The 12,643-nt window shown below is 67.9% G+C and carries 15 protein-coding genes; 5 read left to right on the plus strand and 10 right to left on the minus strand.

The window, feature by feature from the left end:
- Nucleotides 1-143 precede the first annotated feature (143 nt).
- Together FM069_RS05695 and grxD are read left to right on the plus strand one after the other, a co-directional pair.
- Nucleotides 144-2,261: a molybdopterin oxidoreductase family protein gene (locus FM069_RS05695; RefSeq protein ID WP_143487321.1), complete on the plus strand. Its 2,118-nt coding sequence runs from the start codon at nucleotides 144-146 to the stop codon at nucleotides 2,259-2,261.
- A gap of 107 nt (nucleotides 2,262-2,368) precedes the next feature.
- Nucleotides 2,369-2,695 (plus strand): Grx4 family monothiol glutaredoxin, encoded by a 327-nt coding sequence (grxD, locus tag FM069_RS05700; protein WP_143487322.1) that lies wholly within the window; start codon nucleotides 2,369-2,371, stop codon nucleotides 2,693-2,695.
- A gap of 61 nt (nucleotides 2,696-2,756) precedes the next feature.
- On the opposite strand, the gene bfr is transcribed toward grxD, so the two are convergent.
- A complete protein-coding gene (gene bfr / locus FM069_RS05705) occupies nucleotides 2,757-3,227 on the minus strand; it encodes a bacterioferritin (RefSeq protein WP_143487323.1) in 471 nt (156 codons plus the stop codon).
- Nucleotides 3,228-3,429: 202 nt separating this feature from the next.
- Nucleotides 3,430-3,645: a bacterioferritin-associated ferredoxin gene (locus tag FM069_RS05710; protein WP_143487324.1), complete on the minus strand. Its 216-nt coding sequence runs from the start codon at nucleotides 3,643-3,645 to the stop codon at nucleotides 3,430-3,432.
- A 240-nt stretch (nucleotides 3,646-3,885) separates the two neighbouring features.
- Here FM069_RS05710 and FM069_RS05715 point away from each other — a divergent pair, with 240 nt between their 5' ends.
- Nucleotides 3,886-4,488 carry a peroxiredoxin gene (locus FM069_RS05715; protein ID WP_143487325.1) on the plus strand — a complete coding sequence of 201 codons (603 nt, stop codon included), beginning with the start codon at nucleotides 3,886-3,888 and terminating at the stop codon, nucleotides 4,486-4,488.
- Between the two features lie 67 nt (nucleotides 4,489-4,555).
- Here the strand turns inward: FM069_RS05715 and FM069_RS05720 are convergent, their stop codons facing one another.
- The 3 genes from FM069_RS05720 to FM069_RS05730 all read right to left on the minus strand — a co-directional run bounded on the left by FM069_RS05720 (nucleotide 4,556) and on the right by FM069_RS05730 (nucleotide 6,736).
- Nucleotides 4,556-5,410: a glycosyltransferase gene (locus tag FM069_RS05720; protein WP_143487326.1), complete on the minus strand. Its 855-nt coding sequence runs from the start codon at nucleotides 5,408-5,410 to the stop codon at nucleotides 4,556-4,558.
- A gap of 148 nt (nucleotides 5,411-5,558) precedes the next feature.
- Nucleotides 5,559-6,419: a polyamine aminopropyltransferase gene (gene speE / locus FM069_RS05725; RefSeq protein ID WP_143487327.1), complete on the minus strand. Its 861-nt coding sequence runs from the start codon at nucleotides 6,417-6,419 to the stop codon at nucleotides 5,559-5,561.
- Nucleotides 6,420-6,541: 122 nt separating this feature from the next.
- On the minus strand, nucleotides 6,542-6,736 hold the full coding sequence (locus FM069_RS05730; RefSeq protein WP_143487328.1) for a PLDc N-terminal domain-containing protein: 195 nt from the start codon (nucleotides 6,734-6,736) through the stop codon (nucleotides 6,542-6,544).
- Between the two features lie 173 nt (nucleotides 6,737-6,909).
- Here FM069_RS05730 and FM069_RS05735 point away from each other — a divergent pair, with 173 nt between their 5' ends.
- Complete coding sequence (locus FM069_RS05735; RefSeq protein WP_143487329.1) at nucleotides 6,910-7,260, plus strand: hypothetical protein; 351 nt, start codon at nucleotides 6,910-6,912, stop codon at nucleotides 7,258-7,260.
- Nucleotides 7,261-7,264: 4 nt separating this feature from the next.
- Here the strand turns inward: FM069_RS05735 and mtnC are convergent, their stop codons facing one another.
- Genes mtnC through aroC form a run of 5 tightly spaced genes read right to left on the minus strand, consistent with a single transcriptional unit; the run spans nucleotide 7,265 to nucleotide 11,493 of the window.
- Nucleotides 7,265-7,948 carry an acireductone synthase gene (gene mtnC / locus FM069_RS05740; protein ID WP_143487330.1) on the minus strand — a complete coding sequence of 228 codons (684 nt, stop codon included), beginning with the start codon at nucleotides 7,946-7,948 and terminating at the stop codon, nucleotides 7,265-7,267.
- Between the two features lie 25 nt (nucleotides 7,949-7,973).
- Entirely contained in the window at nucleotides 7,974-8,519 is a 546-nt protein-coding gene (locus FM069_RS05745) for a 1,2-dihydroxy-3-keto-5-methylthiopentene dioxygenase (RefSeq protein WP_143487331.1), read from the minus strand.
- Between the two features lie 49 nt (nucleotides 8,520-8,568).
- Nucleotides 8,569-9,189 carry a methylthioribulose 1-phosphate dehydratase gene (locus tag FM069_RS05750; RefSeq protein ID WP_143487332.1) on the minus strand — a complete coding sequence of 207 codons (621 nt, stop codon included), beginning with the start codon at nucleotides 9,187-9,189 and terminating at the stop codon, nucleotides 8,569-8,571.
- Entirely contained in the window at nucleotides 9,186-10,367 is a 1,182-nt protein-coding gene (locus FM069_RS05755) for an MFS transporter (protein ID WP_143487333.1), read from the minus strand. Before FM069_RS05755 ends, FM069_RS05750 begins: the two co-directional genes overlap by 4 nt.
- 34 nt (nucleotides 10,368-10,401) lie before the next feature.
- Nucleotides 10,402-11,493, minus strand: a complete 1,092-nt coding sequence (aroC, locus tag FM069_RS05760; protein WP_143487334.1) for a chorismate synthase — start codon at nucleotides 11,491-11,493, stop codon at nucleotides 10,402-10,404.
- Nucleotides 11,494-11,641: 148 nt separating this feature from the next.
- Between aroC and FM069_RS05765 the strand changes: the two genes are divergently transcribed.
- Nucleotides 11,642-12,622, plus strand: coding sequence for an alpha/beta hydrolase (locus FM069_RS05765; protein WP_143487335.1), 981 nt, complete (start codon nucleotides 11,642-11,644; stop codon nucleotides 12,620-12,622).
- Nucleotides 12,623-12,643: the final 21 nt, after the last annotated feature.

Here is a 12,643-nt window from a genome sequence, read left to right on the forward strand (position 1 = left end):
TTCCATAAAGGTTTGATTACAGGGGAACTTTTCCGTTGGCCCGGGTCGCGCCGCTGATGCCGGGCGATTCACGGGACGAACCTTGCTGGCGGGAGCCCGGTGCCAGGGCCATAGTCCCCCGACACAACCGGAGAGACGAGGCCATGACCCAGTCCGCCACCACCTCACACTACCGTGCCTGTCACCTTTGCGAGGCCCTTTGCGGCCTGGCCATCGAAACCGCCACCGAGCCCGACGGCAGCACCCGCATCCTGTCCATCAAGGGCGATCCCCTGGACGGCTTCAGCCGTGGCCATATCTGCCCGAAGGCGGTGGCCCTGCAGGACATCCAGGACGACCCCGACCGGCTGCGCCAGCCCATGCGGCGCATCGGCGACCACTGGGAAGCCATCGGCTGGGACGATGCCTTCGCCCTGGCGGCCGAGCGCCTGGCGGACCTCCAGGCGCGTCACGGGCGCGACACCGTGGCGATCTACCAGGGCAACCCCAGCGTGCACAACTACGGGCTGATGACCCACGCCAACTATTTCCTCGGCCTGCTGAAGACCCGCAACCGCTACTCCGCCACCTCCGTGGACCAGTTGCCCCACCACCTGGTCAGCCAGCAGATGTACGGCCATGGCCTGCTGATCCCCATCCCGGACATCGATCACACCGATTTCATGCTGATCCTCGGCGGCAATCCGCTGGCGTCCAATGGCAGCCTGATGACGGTGCCGGACGTGGCGAAGCGCCTGAAGGCGCTGCAGGCCCGGGGCGGGCGCCTGGTAGTGGTGGACCCGCGGCGCAGCGAGACCGCCCAGGTGGCCGACCAGCACCTGTTCGTCCGCCCCGGGGAAGACGCGGCCCTGCTGCTGGGCGTGCTCGCCACCCTGTTCGCGGAAGGCCTGGTGCGCCCGGGCCCGTTGCCGGTAGACGGCCTGGATGCGGTGCGCGACGCCGTCGCGCCCTTCCCCGCCGACGCCATGGCGCCGCGCTGCGGGGTCGAGGCCGAGACGATCCGCCAGCTGGCCCGGGACTTCGCTGCCGCACCGCGGGCGGTGTGCTATGGACGCATGGGCGTTTCCACCCAGGCCTTCGGCAGCCTCTGCCAGTGGCTGATCCAGCTGATCAACCTGGTTACCGGCAACCTGGACCGGCCCGGCGGCACCCTCTGCACCCAGCCGGCGGTGGACCTGGTGGGCAGCACCGGGGGCGGTCACTTCGACCGCTGGCGCAGCCGCGTCTCGGGGCTTCCGGAATACGGCGGCGAGCTGCCGGTGGCGGCCCTGGCGGAGGAGATGCGGGTCGAGGGCGACGGCCAGGTCCATGCCCTGATCACCGTGGCCGGCAATCCGGTGCTCTCCACGCCCAACGGGCGCCAACTGGAGCACGCGCTGAAGGGCCTGTCGTTCCAGTTGGCGGTGGACTTCTACATCAACGAGACCACCCGCTCTGCCGACCTGATCCTGCCGCCCACCGCGCCCCTGGAACACGATCACTACGACACCACGTTCAACCTGTTCGCGGTGCGCAACGTCACCCGCTTCAACGAGCCGGTCCTCGCCCGGCCGGAGTGCGCGCTTCACGACTGGGAAATCTTCGTCGGCCTCGCCGAGGCGTTCGCCGCCCGCACCGGCGTCCCGCTGAAACCCACGGTGCCGCCCCACGTGCTGATCGACATGGGCCTGCGTGCCGGCCCCTATGGTGACCGCCACGCCCTGGGGCTCAGCGTGGAGGTCCTGCGCGCCCATCCCCACGGTCTCGACCTGGGGCCGTTGGCGCCGAACCTGGCGGAGCGCCTGAAGACCCCGGAGCGGCGCATTCAGGCCGCGCCGCCCCTGCTGCTGGCCGACCTGGCGCGGTTCGCCGAAACGCCCGCCCTGCCCGACGGCGCCTTACTGCTGATCGGCCGGCGCCACGTGCGCAGCAACAATTCCTGGATGCACAACTATCACCGGCTGGTGAAGGGCAAGCCCCGCCACCAGTTGCTGATGCACCCGGCGGACCTTGCCCGGCGCGGGCTGCAGGACGGTCAGCGGGTACGGGTGCGGTCGCGGGTCGGCAGCCTGGAGATCGAGGTGGCCGCCAGCGAGGACATGATGCCGGGCGTGGTCAGCCTGCCCCACGGCTGGGGCCATGGGCGAGCCGGCGTTCGCCTGCAGGTGGCCAGTCGCCAGCCGGGGGCCAGCGCCAATGACCTCACCGACGAGCGCCGGCTCGACGGCCTATCCGGGAACGCCGCGCTGAACGGGGTGCCGGTGAAAGTGGAGGCCGCCTGAGGGCGGCCGGCGCACGCCCCAGTGACCGAGCGCGGCACTCGGCTTTCCGTTACAATGCCGGCCACCGTGCCGACGCCGAGTCGGGTCAGTCCAGCCGAGGTATACCCATGGATATCATCGAAACCATCAAAGAGCAGATCGCCAACAACACCGTGCTGCTCTACATGAAAGGCTCGCCGAACGCCCCGCAGTGCGGCTTCTCGGCCCGTGCCGCCCAGGCGGTCATGGCGTGCGGCGAGAAGTTCGCCTACGTCGACATCCTGCAGAACCCGGAAATCCGCGCCAACCTGCCCAAGTACGCCAACTGGCCGACCTTCCCCCAGCTGTGGGTAGGTGGCGAACTGGTCGGTGGCAGCGACATCATGGCCGAGCTGTTCGAGAAAGGTGAGCTGCAGGACCTCATCAAGTCCGCCGTGCAGAAGACCGACGCCTGAATCCGGTTCGGCGAAACGAAAAAAGCCCCGCGATGCGGGGCTTTTTCATGACCGGTATCGGTCAGTCTTCCATCTGCGACTGCAGGTAGTTCTGCAGGCCGACCTTGTCGATCAGGCCCAGCTGGGTCTCCAGCCAGTCGATGTGCTCTTCCTCGGACTCGAGGATGTCTTCCAGCAGCTCGCGGCTCGCGTAGTCGCCGACGCTCTCACAATAGGCAATGGCCGCGCGCAGGTCCGGGATGCCCTTGTGCTCCAGGCGCAGGTCGCACTCCAGCATCTCCTTGGTGTTCTCGCCGATCAGCAGGCGCCCGAGCTCCTGCAGGTTCGGCAGCCCTTCGAGGAAGAGGATGCGCTTGATCAGCTTGTCCGCATGCTTCATCTCGTCGATGGACTCGTGGTACTCGTGCTCGCCGAGTTTCTTCAGGCCCCAATCCTGGTACATCCGCGCGTGCAGGAAGTACTGATTGATCGCGACCAGCTCGTTGCCGAGGATTTTGTTGAGATGCTGGATGACTTGCTTGTCGCCTTTCATGCTGAGGTCCTGCCACGGTCGAATTTGGGTGTTCGAGCGGATTCTGGCCGCAGGGAAACCCCGTGTCAAACCTAAGTTATTGAAATATAAACGAATTTAAATCTGAATACGAATGTTTTTGTTCCGCGACTCGGCGCTAACGCTTTGAATTCAGACATAAAAAAACCGGACTCGAGGTCCGGTTCTCTGGAAAAGCGGGAAATCAGGCGGCGACGAAATTCGCCGGATACGCCAGCGAAACCTGGCTCTGCATGTCGCTGAGGGTTTCGCGTACCACCTGCTTGGCGACGCAGGCGCATTTGCCACACTGGGTACCGACCCCGAGGGTCTCGCGCACGTCACGGTAGCTGCAGCAGCCCTCGTAGATCGCGTCGCGGATCTGGCCGTCGGTGACACCCTGGCAAAGACACACATACATACTCAGCAACCCTCGGCAGGTGGGCAGTGCGAGGGATACTAATAGTAATGAGAATGATTGTCAAAGCTCGATCCACGCCCGTTTTATCCCTCCAGGACTCCCGAAAAGCCCACGGGGACCAGCAATCAACGGCGTCTGCGGCGGCCGGCAGGCACGCGGTGTATCATGTCGCCCCCAGGGACGCCGACGGACGGCAAGGCCCGCCGCGGCGTCTCCCTCATCGACACTAGGAGAAATGGAATGAGCGTACTCGTAGGCAAGAAGGCCCCGGATTTCGAAGTCGCCGCGGTGCTGGGCAACGGCGAGATCGTCGAAAACTTCAGCCTGTCGTCGGCCATCAAGGGCAAATACGGCCTGGTGTTCTTCTACCCGCTGGACTTCACCTTCGTCTGCCCGTCCGAACTGATCGCCCTGGACCGCCGCATCCCCGACTTCCAGGCGCGCAACGTGGAAGTGATCGGCGTGTCCATCGACTCCCACTTCAGCCACAACGCCTGGCGCAACACCCCGGTGGAAAAAGGCGGCATCGGCCCGGTCAAGTACACCCTGGCGGCTGACGTCAAGCACGAGATCGCCAAGGCCTACGACGTGGAATCCGAAGGCGGCGTGGCGTTCCGCGGCGCGTTCCTGATCGACACCCAGGGCGTGGTCCGCTCGCAGATCGTCAACGACCTGCCCCTGGGCCGCAACATGGACGAGCTGCTGCGCCTGGTGGATGCTCTGCAGTTCACCGAAGAGCACGGCGAAGTCTGCCCGGCCAACTGGAAGAAAGGCGACAAGGGCATGACCGCCTCGCCGGAAGGCGTCGCCCAGTACCTGTCGGAAAACGCCGCCAACCTGTAACCGGGGCGGCGTGAACGAAAAAGCCCGTGTCGCAGGACACGGGCTTTTTTCATGGGGCGGCGCGCGCTCACCAGAACTTCAGTTTCTTCCACCAGTGCTTGGGCCGGGTGACCCGGTTGCCGGTGTAGCCCTTCTGGGAGTATTTGGGAAACTCGCCGAACACCGGCCGGGCGCGGTAGTTCTCCAGGGAATAGCCGTTGGCCAGGGCTTCTTCGTAGTAGCGCTCGAACAGCGCCTGCAGGTCCTGCCGCGGGTGGGGCATCACCTCGCCGTCGAACCAGTGCTTCTTGCCTTCCCGGGCGAGGCGAGGGAAGGAAATCCGGTGGGAGAACTGGGTGCCCATGTCGGAATAGTGAAGGATCTTGATCTGCTCCACCGACGCGTCCTCGCCATCGATGTTGTTGTACTGGGTATCGAACGGCTGGATGACCGCGGTGTTTTCCTTGTAGTAGCGCTTGAGGGTCTGGTGGCTCTCCGGCTTGCCCTTGAGCGCCTCGATGGGCGGCAGGTGGCGCTCGGCGCCCTGGCAGTCCCACATGGACACGCAGAAGCGCCAGGACTCTTCGCCCCCCTTGGCCATCACCACCTTGCCGGGCTCGAACGGGGTGTTCCACAGCTCGGCCAGGTCGCTCAGCACGATCATGTCCGTGTCCATATAGATCGCCTTGCCCTGGTAGTCGCAGAACGCCGGGATGCCCCAGCGGAACGCCGAGAAAGGCGTGGTCCAGGCCTCGGTGCGCCAGCCCAGCTGCTGCTGGGGGTCGGAGTACCAGAAGCTCTGGGGGTCCCGGGAGAGCTGCATCCAGTGGATGTCCACCGGCATCGAGGTGTGTTTGCGGATGCTGTAGTCCAGCACCATCATCTGTTCGAGGTCGCAGTCGTTGGGGTCGCAGCCGACGAAGACCTTGATCGCGTCCTGCATGGAGGGGGTTCCTGCGCAACGCCAGCGGCCGACGGGACCGCGGGCGGAAGGTGAGAGGGGATGCCGCCCGGCAGGGCGGCGATGGGCGCACGCTAAGGGCTGGCGGTGGATTGATCAAGCCCCTGGGGCGATCCACCGCAGCGGCGGCTCAGTCGTTGCCGGGCTTGCCGATGGCCTGCAGCACGTACTGCGGCAGGGCGAACGCCCCCTGGTGGATTTCCGGGTTGTAGTAGCGGGTGGCGATGCCGCTCTTCGCGAAGCTCTGGCGCAGGGTGTCCAGGGCGAGGCGGCGATGGCCGATGTCGGTACTGCCCCAGGCGAAGGTCATGGCGCCACCGATGTAGGTGGGCACCGCGGCCTGGTAGAAATGCCAGTCGGCGAACAGCCCGTGCATCCGCGAGGCGGTGGTCTGCACTTCGGCCAGCTGCATGAACGGCGTCCCGTTCTGGGTCACCAGGATGCCGCCATCGGCGAGGCAGCGGCGGCAGGCCTGGTAGAAGTTCTCGGAGAACAGCACCTCGCCCGGGCCGATGGGGTCGGTGGAGTCGGAGATGATCACATCGAAGCGCTGATCGGTGGTGGCGACGAAGCGCATGCCATCGTCGATCACCAGGTTCAGCCGCGGGTCGTCGAAGGCGCCGCTGGAGTGCTTGGGCAGGTAGGTCTTGCACAGGTCCACCACCGTGCCGTCGATCTCCACCATGGTGATCTGCTCGACGCCCGGGTGCTTGCACACTTCCCGCAACATGCCGCCGTCGCCGCCGCCGATGATCAGCACCCGGCGCGCGGCGCCATGGGCCAGCAGCGGCACGTGGGTGAGCATCTCGTGGTAGATGAATTCGTCGGCCTCGGTGGTCTGGATCACACCGTCCAGGGCCATCACCCGGCCCATGCGGGCATTCTCAAAGATCACCAAGTGCTGGTGCTCGGTGCGCACCTCGTGGAGCAGCGTGTCCATGCGGAAGCGCTGGCCGTAGCCGTCGTAAAGGGTTTCCTGATAGTCGCTCATGGCAGCCTCTCAAGCGAAAGCGGGCGGCAACGCGCGGCGGCGTCGTCGAGAAAGGCGCGCATTCTACGCGGCGCGGCGTGCGAGGTGGAACCCGCGCCACGCCCGATAACCGGGGCGCTGGCTCAGACGCGCATGGCGCCGGACCGCGGCCCGGCGATGGCCCAGATGATCAGCCCCAGCACCGGCAGGCAGAGGATCAGCAGCACCCAGAGAATCTTCGGCCCGGGCTCGGCCCCACTGCGCATCACGTGGATGATCGCCCAGATATCCAGGGCCAGGATGATCAGGCTGGCCAGACCGCTCAACAGCGAACCCATGGTCGGTACCTCGTGTTCAAAGGGGGAAGGGATACAACTAGGAACGCCCGCCGCGAACGGCGGTTCCCTCCACCTCCCGACGGATGGCGCCGCTTGCCGGGATCGACGAGGCGAACTCGACGGCGCGACCGGCAGCCCAATGTCAGGTATCGACCGACCAAGGAGTCGCCAGCATGAACAGGAAGCAGACCGTTGCCGTTGCCCTCGCCCTGGGCGCCCTCCTCGCCAGCGGCGCCCACGCCGCCAGTTCCGCCCCGGCGCAGACCCCCGCCTCGCCTTCCGGGCCGGCCACCGGCCCCAACGCACCGATGATCAACACCCCCACCACCGTCACCCCGCAACCGGCGCAGCAGCCCAACGGCAACGCCAACCCCGCGCGCCGCAACACCGGCATCGGCGCCAACGACACCCCGCCTGGCCAGGATGACTACGACCGCGAATCACGCGCGGGGGAAATGACCCAGGAGCGCCAGCAGAGCGGTCAGGACATGATCGACCAGCGCAACGGCAACGCCGACGAGTGACGACTCAGAACGCCGCCGGGTCGATGGCGCCGAAGCTGGCCACGCACGGATGCCCGGGCAAATCGCCGCCCTGGCGCGCCAGCCCGCAGGTGCGCAGCCCGGCGTCCCGGGCCGCGTCCAGTTCCTCCACCACGTCGGAGAGGAACAGTAGCGTCGAAGGCGGCTGGCCGATGGCCTCGGCGATTCGGCGGTAGGAGGCGGCGTCCCGCTTCGGCCCGCTGGTGGTGTCGAAGTAGCCGGAGAACAGCGGGCTCAGGTCACCGGCCTCGGAGCAGCCGAAGATCAGCCGCTGCGCCTGGATCGAGCCGGAGGAATACACGTACAGGTCATAGTCCTCCGCCTTCCAGCGCCGTAGCGCCTCCACTGCGTCGGGGTAGACGTGCCCTTTCAGCCGGCCCGCGGAATAGCCCTCGGCCCAGACCATACCCTGCAGCGCCTTCAAGGGCGTCGCCTTGCGGTCCTCGGCGATCCACCCCAGCAGCACCTCGATCACCCGCTCGCGATCCGCCTGGGGTTCCCCAATGTCCGCCCGCACTGCGTCCAATTGGCGGGCCACCTCCGGGTCGTCGCCCCGGGTCCGGACGAAGTCGGGCAGGTGTTCGGCGGCGTAGGGAAACAGCGTGTCGAAGACGAAACTGACCGCGCTGGTGGTGCCTTCGATGTCAGTGAGGATGGCGGTGATGGGCATGCCTGCTCCGTAACGGGGGCCGGACTCAGTCGTCCAGGCGGGGGAATCGGCTGGCGACGTCGTCGCCGGTGAAGCGTGCGACCCAGCCCTCGGGGTTGTTGAACAGGCGAATCGCGACGAAATGCGGCTGCTCGCCCATGTCGAACCAGTGGCGGGTGCCAGCCGGGACCGAGATCAGGTCGTTCTTCTCGCAGAGCACGGCGTAGACGTAATCGTCGATATGCAGCGTGAACAGCCCGCGGCCTTCGACGAAGAAGCGCACCTCGTCCTCGCCGTGCTGGTGCTCGTCGAGGAACTTGGCGCGCAGCTCCGCCTTCTGCGGGTGGGAGGCGTCCAGGCTGACCACGTCCACCGTGACGTAGCCGCGCTCGCCCATGAGGGTATCGATCTGCGCCCGGTAGGCGGCGATCACCGCGTCCTGGCTGGCACCGGCGGTCACCGGCGTGGCGGCTTCCCAGCGCTCGAAGCGCACACCCACCTCCGCCAGGGTGGCGGCGATGTCACCGGCATCGGTGAGGACCTTGTCCGGCAGGTCGGGGCTGGATTCGTGGTAGACGCTCAGGCAACTCATCGGCTTCTCCGCTCGGCTGGGGGCATCGGGTCCGGACGCCCCGGGTGGATCAGGAGCGCTGCAGGGCGCGCACTTTCAGTTCGCATTCGAAGAGGAACTCGAAGGCTTCCACCTGGCGCAGCGCGTCACCCATGGACGGCCCCCAAGTGTAAAGGCCATGGCCGCGGATCAGGTAGCCGACGCAGTCCGGATGCGCGTCCAGCCAGGGCTGGACCCGGGCCGCCAGGCGCGCGATGTCCTGGTCGTTGTCGAAGATCGGCACCTGCACCTGGGTCTCGTGGCTGGCGATGCCGGAGAACGCCTTCTGCAGCTCGTAGTCGGCGAACACCAGGGAATCCCCCAGGCACAGCCGCGACAGCACCGTGGCGTTCACCGAGTGGGTGTGCAGCACCGCGCCGATCGCCGCCTTCCAGCCGTACAGCTGGGTGTGCAGGAGCGTCTCGGCCGAGGGCTTCTTGCCGGGTTCCAGGCTGTTCCCCGCCAGGTCGGTGGCCAGTACGTCGTCGGGCCCGAGACGCCCCTTGTGGCGGCCGGACACCGTGAGCAGCGCCTGGTCGGCGGACAGCCGGGTGGAATAGTTGCTGCTGGTGGCCGGCGACCAGCCTCGCTCGTAGAGGAAGCGGCCGGCGTCGATGATCTCCTGGGCGAGGCGTTCGCGGAGGGCGGTCATGAGGAATCCTTCTGGGAAGACGTGTGCACGGCCACCGGCCGTTCGCGCAGGGAATGCCAGGCCAGGCCGGCGGCGGCCAGGGCCGCGAGGCTGGCGAGGACGAAGGTCCAGGCCGGGCCGAGGCTGTTCCAGGTGTAGCCGGCGTACAACGCGCCGAGGGCGCCACCGATGCCGGCCAGGGCGGCGTACAGCGCCTGGCCCTGGCCTTGCTGGGCGTGGCCGAAGCTGCGCTGGACGAAATCGATGGCGGCGGCGTGGAAGCTGCCGAAGGTGGCCGCGTGCAGCAGCTGCGCCAGTAGCAGCACGCCCAGGTGATCGGCCAGGGTGCCCAGCAGCAACCAGCGCAGGGCCGCCAGCAGGAAGCTGGCGATCAGCACCTGGGGCACGCTGAACCGGGCCAGCAGCCGCGCCATGACCACGAACAGCAGCACCTCCCCCACCACTCCCAGGGCCCACAGTTGGCCGATCAGCCCCCGGGCATAGCCGAGGGATTCCAGGTGCAGGGTGAAGAAGGTGTAGTAGGGCCCGTGGGACAGCTGCATGAGGCCGACGCACGCGTAGAAGGCCGCCACGCCAGGCCGCGCCAGCTGGGCCAGGAAGCCGCCGCTGGCGGCGTCGCCGCGCGGTGCCGGCGTGGCGTCGGGCACCCACAGGCTGGCGCCGACGATGCCGGCCATGATGACTAGCATCGCCCAGGGGTAGAGGTCCAGGCTGCTCCACTCGAACAGCCGGCCCAGCCCGGCCACGGTCAGGATGAAGCCGATGCTGCCCCACAGCCGAACCTGGCTGTAGCGGGCCGCCTGCTCCCGCAGGTGGGCCAGGGTGATCACCTCGAACTGCGGCAGCACCGCATGCCAGAAGAACGCGTGCAGGGCCATCACCAGGGCCAGCCAGGCGTAACTCTTGCTCGCCAGGATCAGGGCGAAGCTGGCCAGGGTGCAGAGGGCGCCGAGGCGCACGATCAACAGGCGGCGGCCGGTGCTGTCGCCCAGCCAGCCCCACAGGTTCGGCGCGATGCAGCGCATCAGCATGGGGATCGCCACCAGCTCGCCGATGCGCGCCGCCGGGAACCCCAGGTGGGCGAAATACAGGCCGAGGAACGGCGCCGTGGCGCCGAGCAACGCGAAGTAGAAGAAATAGAAGCTGGACAGCCGCCAGTAAGGCAGGGACGCGCTCACCGACGGCCGCTTCCCGGCCCGGCCATGGCCGCGCTCAACGCTGCGGCAGTACCGGGGTGTCGACCCGGACGTCGGCGTTCTGCCCGCGGTGGCGCAGCAGGTGGTCCACCAGCACCAGGGCCATCATCGCCTCGGCGATGGGGGTGGCGCGGATGCCCACGCAGGGGTCGTGGCGGCCCTTAGTGATCACATCCACCGGCGCGCCATGGATGTCGATGCTGCGCCCCGGGGTGGTGATGCTGGAGGTGGGCTTGAGGGCCAGGTGGGCGACGATCGGCTGGCCGGAGGAAATCCCTCCGAGGATGCCGCCCGCGTGGTTGGAGGCGAAGCCCTCGGGGCTCAGTTCGTCACGGTGCTGGGTACCGCGCTGGGCGACGCTGGCGAAACCGTCGCCGATCTCCACCCCCTTCACCGCGTTGATGCTCATCAGCGCGTGGGCCAGTTCGGCGTCCAGGCGATCGAAGATCGGCTCGCCCAGGCCGGGCGGCACGCCCTCGGCCACCACGGTGACCTTGGCCCCCACCGAGTCCTGGTCGCGGCGCAGCTGGTCCATGTAGGCCTCCAGCTCCGCCACCTTGTCCGGGTCGGGGCTGAAGAAGGCGTTCTGCTCGACGCTGTCCCAGGTCTTGAAGGGAATCTCGATGGGCCCCAGCTGGCTCATGTAGCCGCGCACCCGGATGCCCAGGGTCGCCAGGTACTTCTTGGCGATGGCGCCCGCCGCCACCCGCATGGCGGTTTCCCGGGCCGAGGAACGACCGCCGCCGCGGTAGTCCCGCAGCCCGTACTTGTGGTGGTAGGTGTAGTCGGCATGGGCCGGGCGGAACTGGTCCTTGATCGCCGAGTAGTCCTTGGACTTCTGGTCGGTGTTGCGGATCAGCAGGCCGATGGGGCAGCCGGTGGTGCGGCCTTCGAAGACCCCGGAGAGGATCTCCACCGCGTCGGCCTCCTGGCGCTGGGTGGTGTGCCGGCTGGTACCCGGCTTGCGCCGGTCCAGGTCGAGCTGCAGGTCCTCGGCGGAAAGCGGCAGGCCGGGCGGGCAGCCGTCGACGATGGCGACCAGCGCCGGGCCGTGACTTTCGCCAGCGGTGGTGACGGTGAACAGCTTGCCGAAAGTATTGCCGGACATGCGGACGCTCCACGGAATCAGCCTGAAACGGGACCGCCGAGTATACCCATGGCTGCATGACAGGCGCGAGCCGACGGCGCCTCGCGCCCGACGAACCTTTGCCCGGCGCGCCGCGTCCAAGCCAGACCTTCCCTGCGGCGCCACCCCGATGTTGCGAACCCTTGCCCTGTCCCTGCTGCTGTTCGTCGGTTTCACCCACGCCGCCCCCGCCCCGGTCCTGCAACGCCCGATCGATCTCGACACCGGCAGTGGCGTGCTGCGCGGCAGCCTGCTGCTGCCCAAGCGCGACGGGCGCGTCCCGGTGGCGCTGCTGATCGCCGGCTCCGGCCCCACCGACCGCGACGGCAACAACCCCTACGGCGGGCGCAACGACGGCCTCAAGCGGCTGGCGCGGCTGCTGGCCGGCCATGGCATCGCCAGCGTGCGCTTCGACAAGCGTGGCGTGGCCGCCAGCAAGCCGGCCGCGCCGGACGAACGCAGCCTGAGCGTCGAGGGCTATGTCGCCGACGCCATCGCCTGGGGCCGCCGGCTCAAGGACGACCCGCGCTTCGGCCCGCTGATCCTCATCGGCCACAGCGAAGGCGCGCTGATCGCCAGCCTCGCCGCGGAGCCCGCCGGCGCCGACGCCCTGGTGGTCATCGCCGGCACCTCGCGCCCGGTGGACGACCTGTTGCGGGAGCAGCTCGGCGGTCGCCTGCCGCCGCCGCTGCTGGCCGAAAGCGAAGCGTTGATCGAGTCGCTCAAGGCCGGCCATACGGTGGACGAGGTCCCCGACGAGCTACAGGTGCTGTTCCGCCCCAGCGTGCAGCCGTACCTCATCAGCCTGTTCCGCCAGCAGCCCGCCGAAGCCTTCGGGCGCCTGCGCCTGCCGGCGCTGATCATCCAGGGCACCCACGACATCCAGGTCAGCGTGAAGGATGCCGAGCGGCTGAAGGCGGCGCGCCCGGACGCCGAGCTGGCGCTGATCCCCGGCATGAACCACGTGATGCGGGTGGTGCCTCTGGATCGCCGTCGGCAACTGGACTCCTACGACGAGCCGGGCCTGCCCCTGGCGGGCGAACTGGGCCCGCAGCTGTTCCGCTTCATCGACGCCCTTCCCGCCTCCAGCGCGGCCGACGGCAGCCGATAAGCCGGTTCCCCACCCAGCGCG

This window comes from Pseudomonas mangiferae (assembly GCF_007109405.1).
GTDB classification, from domain to species: domain Bacteria; phylum Pseudomonadota; class Gammaproteobacteria; order Pseudomonadales; family Pseudomonadaceae; genus Pseudomonas_T; species Pseudomonas_T mangiferae.

Bases quoted from the DNA above. Each gene is read 5' to 3' on its own strand.
- FM069_RS05695 (WP_143487321.1), top strand. From the start codon at position 144: ATGACCCAGTCCGCCACCACCTCACACTACCGTGCCTGTCACCTTTGC.
- grxD (WP_143487322.1), top strand. From the start codon at position 2,369: ATGGATATCATCGAAACCATCAAAGAGCAGATCGCCAACAACACCGTG.
- bfr (WP_143487323.1), bottom strand. From the start codon at position 3,227: ATGAAAGGCGACAAGCAAGTCATCCAGCATCTCAACAAAATCCTCGGC.
- FM069_RS05710 (WP_143487324.1), bottom strand. From the start codon at position 3,645: ATGTATGTGTGTCTTTGCCAGGGTGTCACCGACGGCCAGATCCGCGAC.
- FM069_RS05715 (WP_143487325.1), top strand. From the start codon at position 3,886: ATGAGCGTACTCGTAGGCAAGAAGGCCCCGGATTTCGAAGTCGCCGCG.
- FM069_RS05720 (WP_143487326.1), bottom strand. From the start codon at position 5,410: ATGCAGGACGCGATCAAGGTCTTCGTCGGCTGCGACCCCAACGACTGC.
- speE (WP_143487327.1), bottom strand. From the start codon at position 6,419: ATGAGCGACTATCAGGAAACCCTTTACGACGGCTACGGCCAGCGCTTC.
- FM069_RS05730 (WP_143487328.1), bottom strand. From the start codon at position 6,736: ATGGGTTCGCTGTTGAGCGGTCTGGCCAGCCTGATCATCCTGGCCCTG.
- FM069_RS05735 (WP_143487329.1), top strand. From the start codon at position 6,910: ATGAACAGGAAGCAGACCGTTGCCGTTGCCCTCGCCCTGGGCGCCCTC.
- mtnC (WP_143487330.1), bottom strand. From the start codon at position 7,948: ATGCCCATCACCGCCATCCTCACTGACATCGAAGGCACCACCAGCGCG.
- FM069_RS05745 (WP_143487331.1), bottom strand. From the start codon at position 8,519: ATGAGTTGCCTGAGCGTCTACCACGAATCCAGCCCCGACCTGCCGGAC.
- FM069_RS05750 (WP_143487332.1), bottom strand. From the start codon at position 9,189: ATGACCGCCCTCCGCGAACGCCTCGCCCAGGAGATCATCGACGCCGGC.
- aroC (WP_143487334.1), bottom strand. From the start codon at position 11,493: ATGTCCGGCAATACTTTCGGCAAGCTGTTCACCGTCACCACCGCTGGC.
- FM069_RS05765 (WP_143487335.1), top strand. From the start codon at position 11,642: ATGTTGCGAACCCTTGCCCTGTCCCTGCTGCTGTTCGTCGGTTTCACC.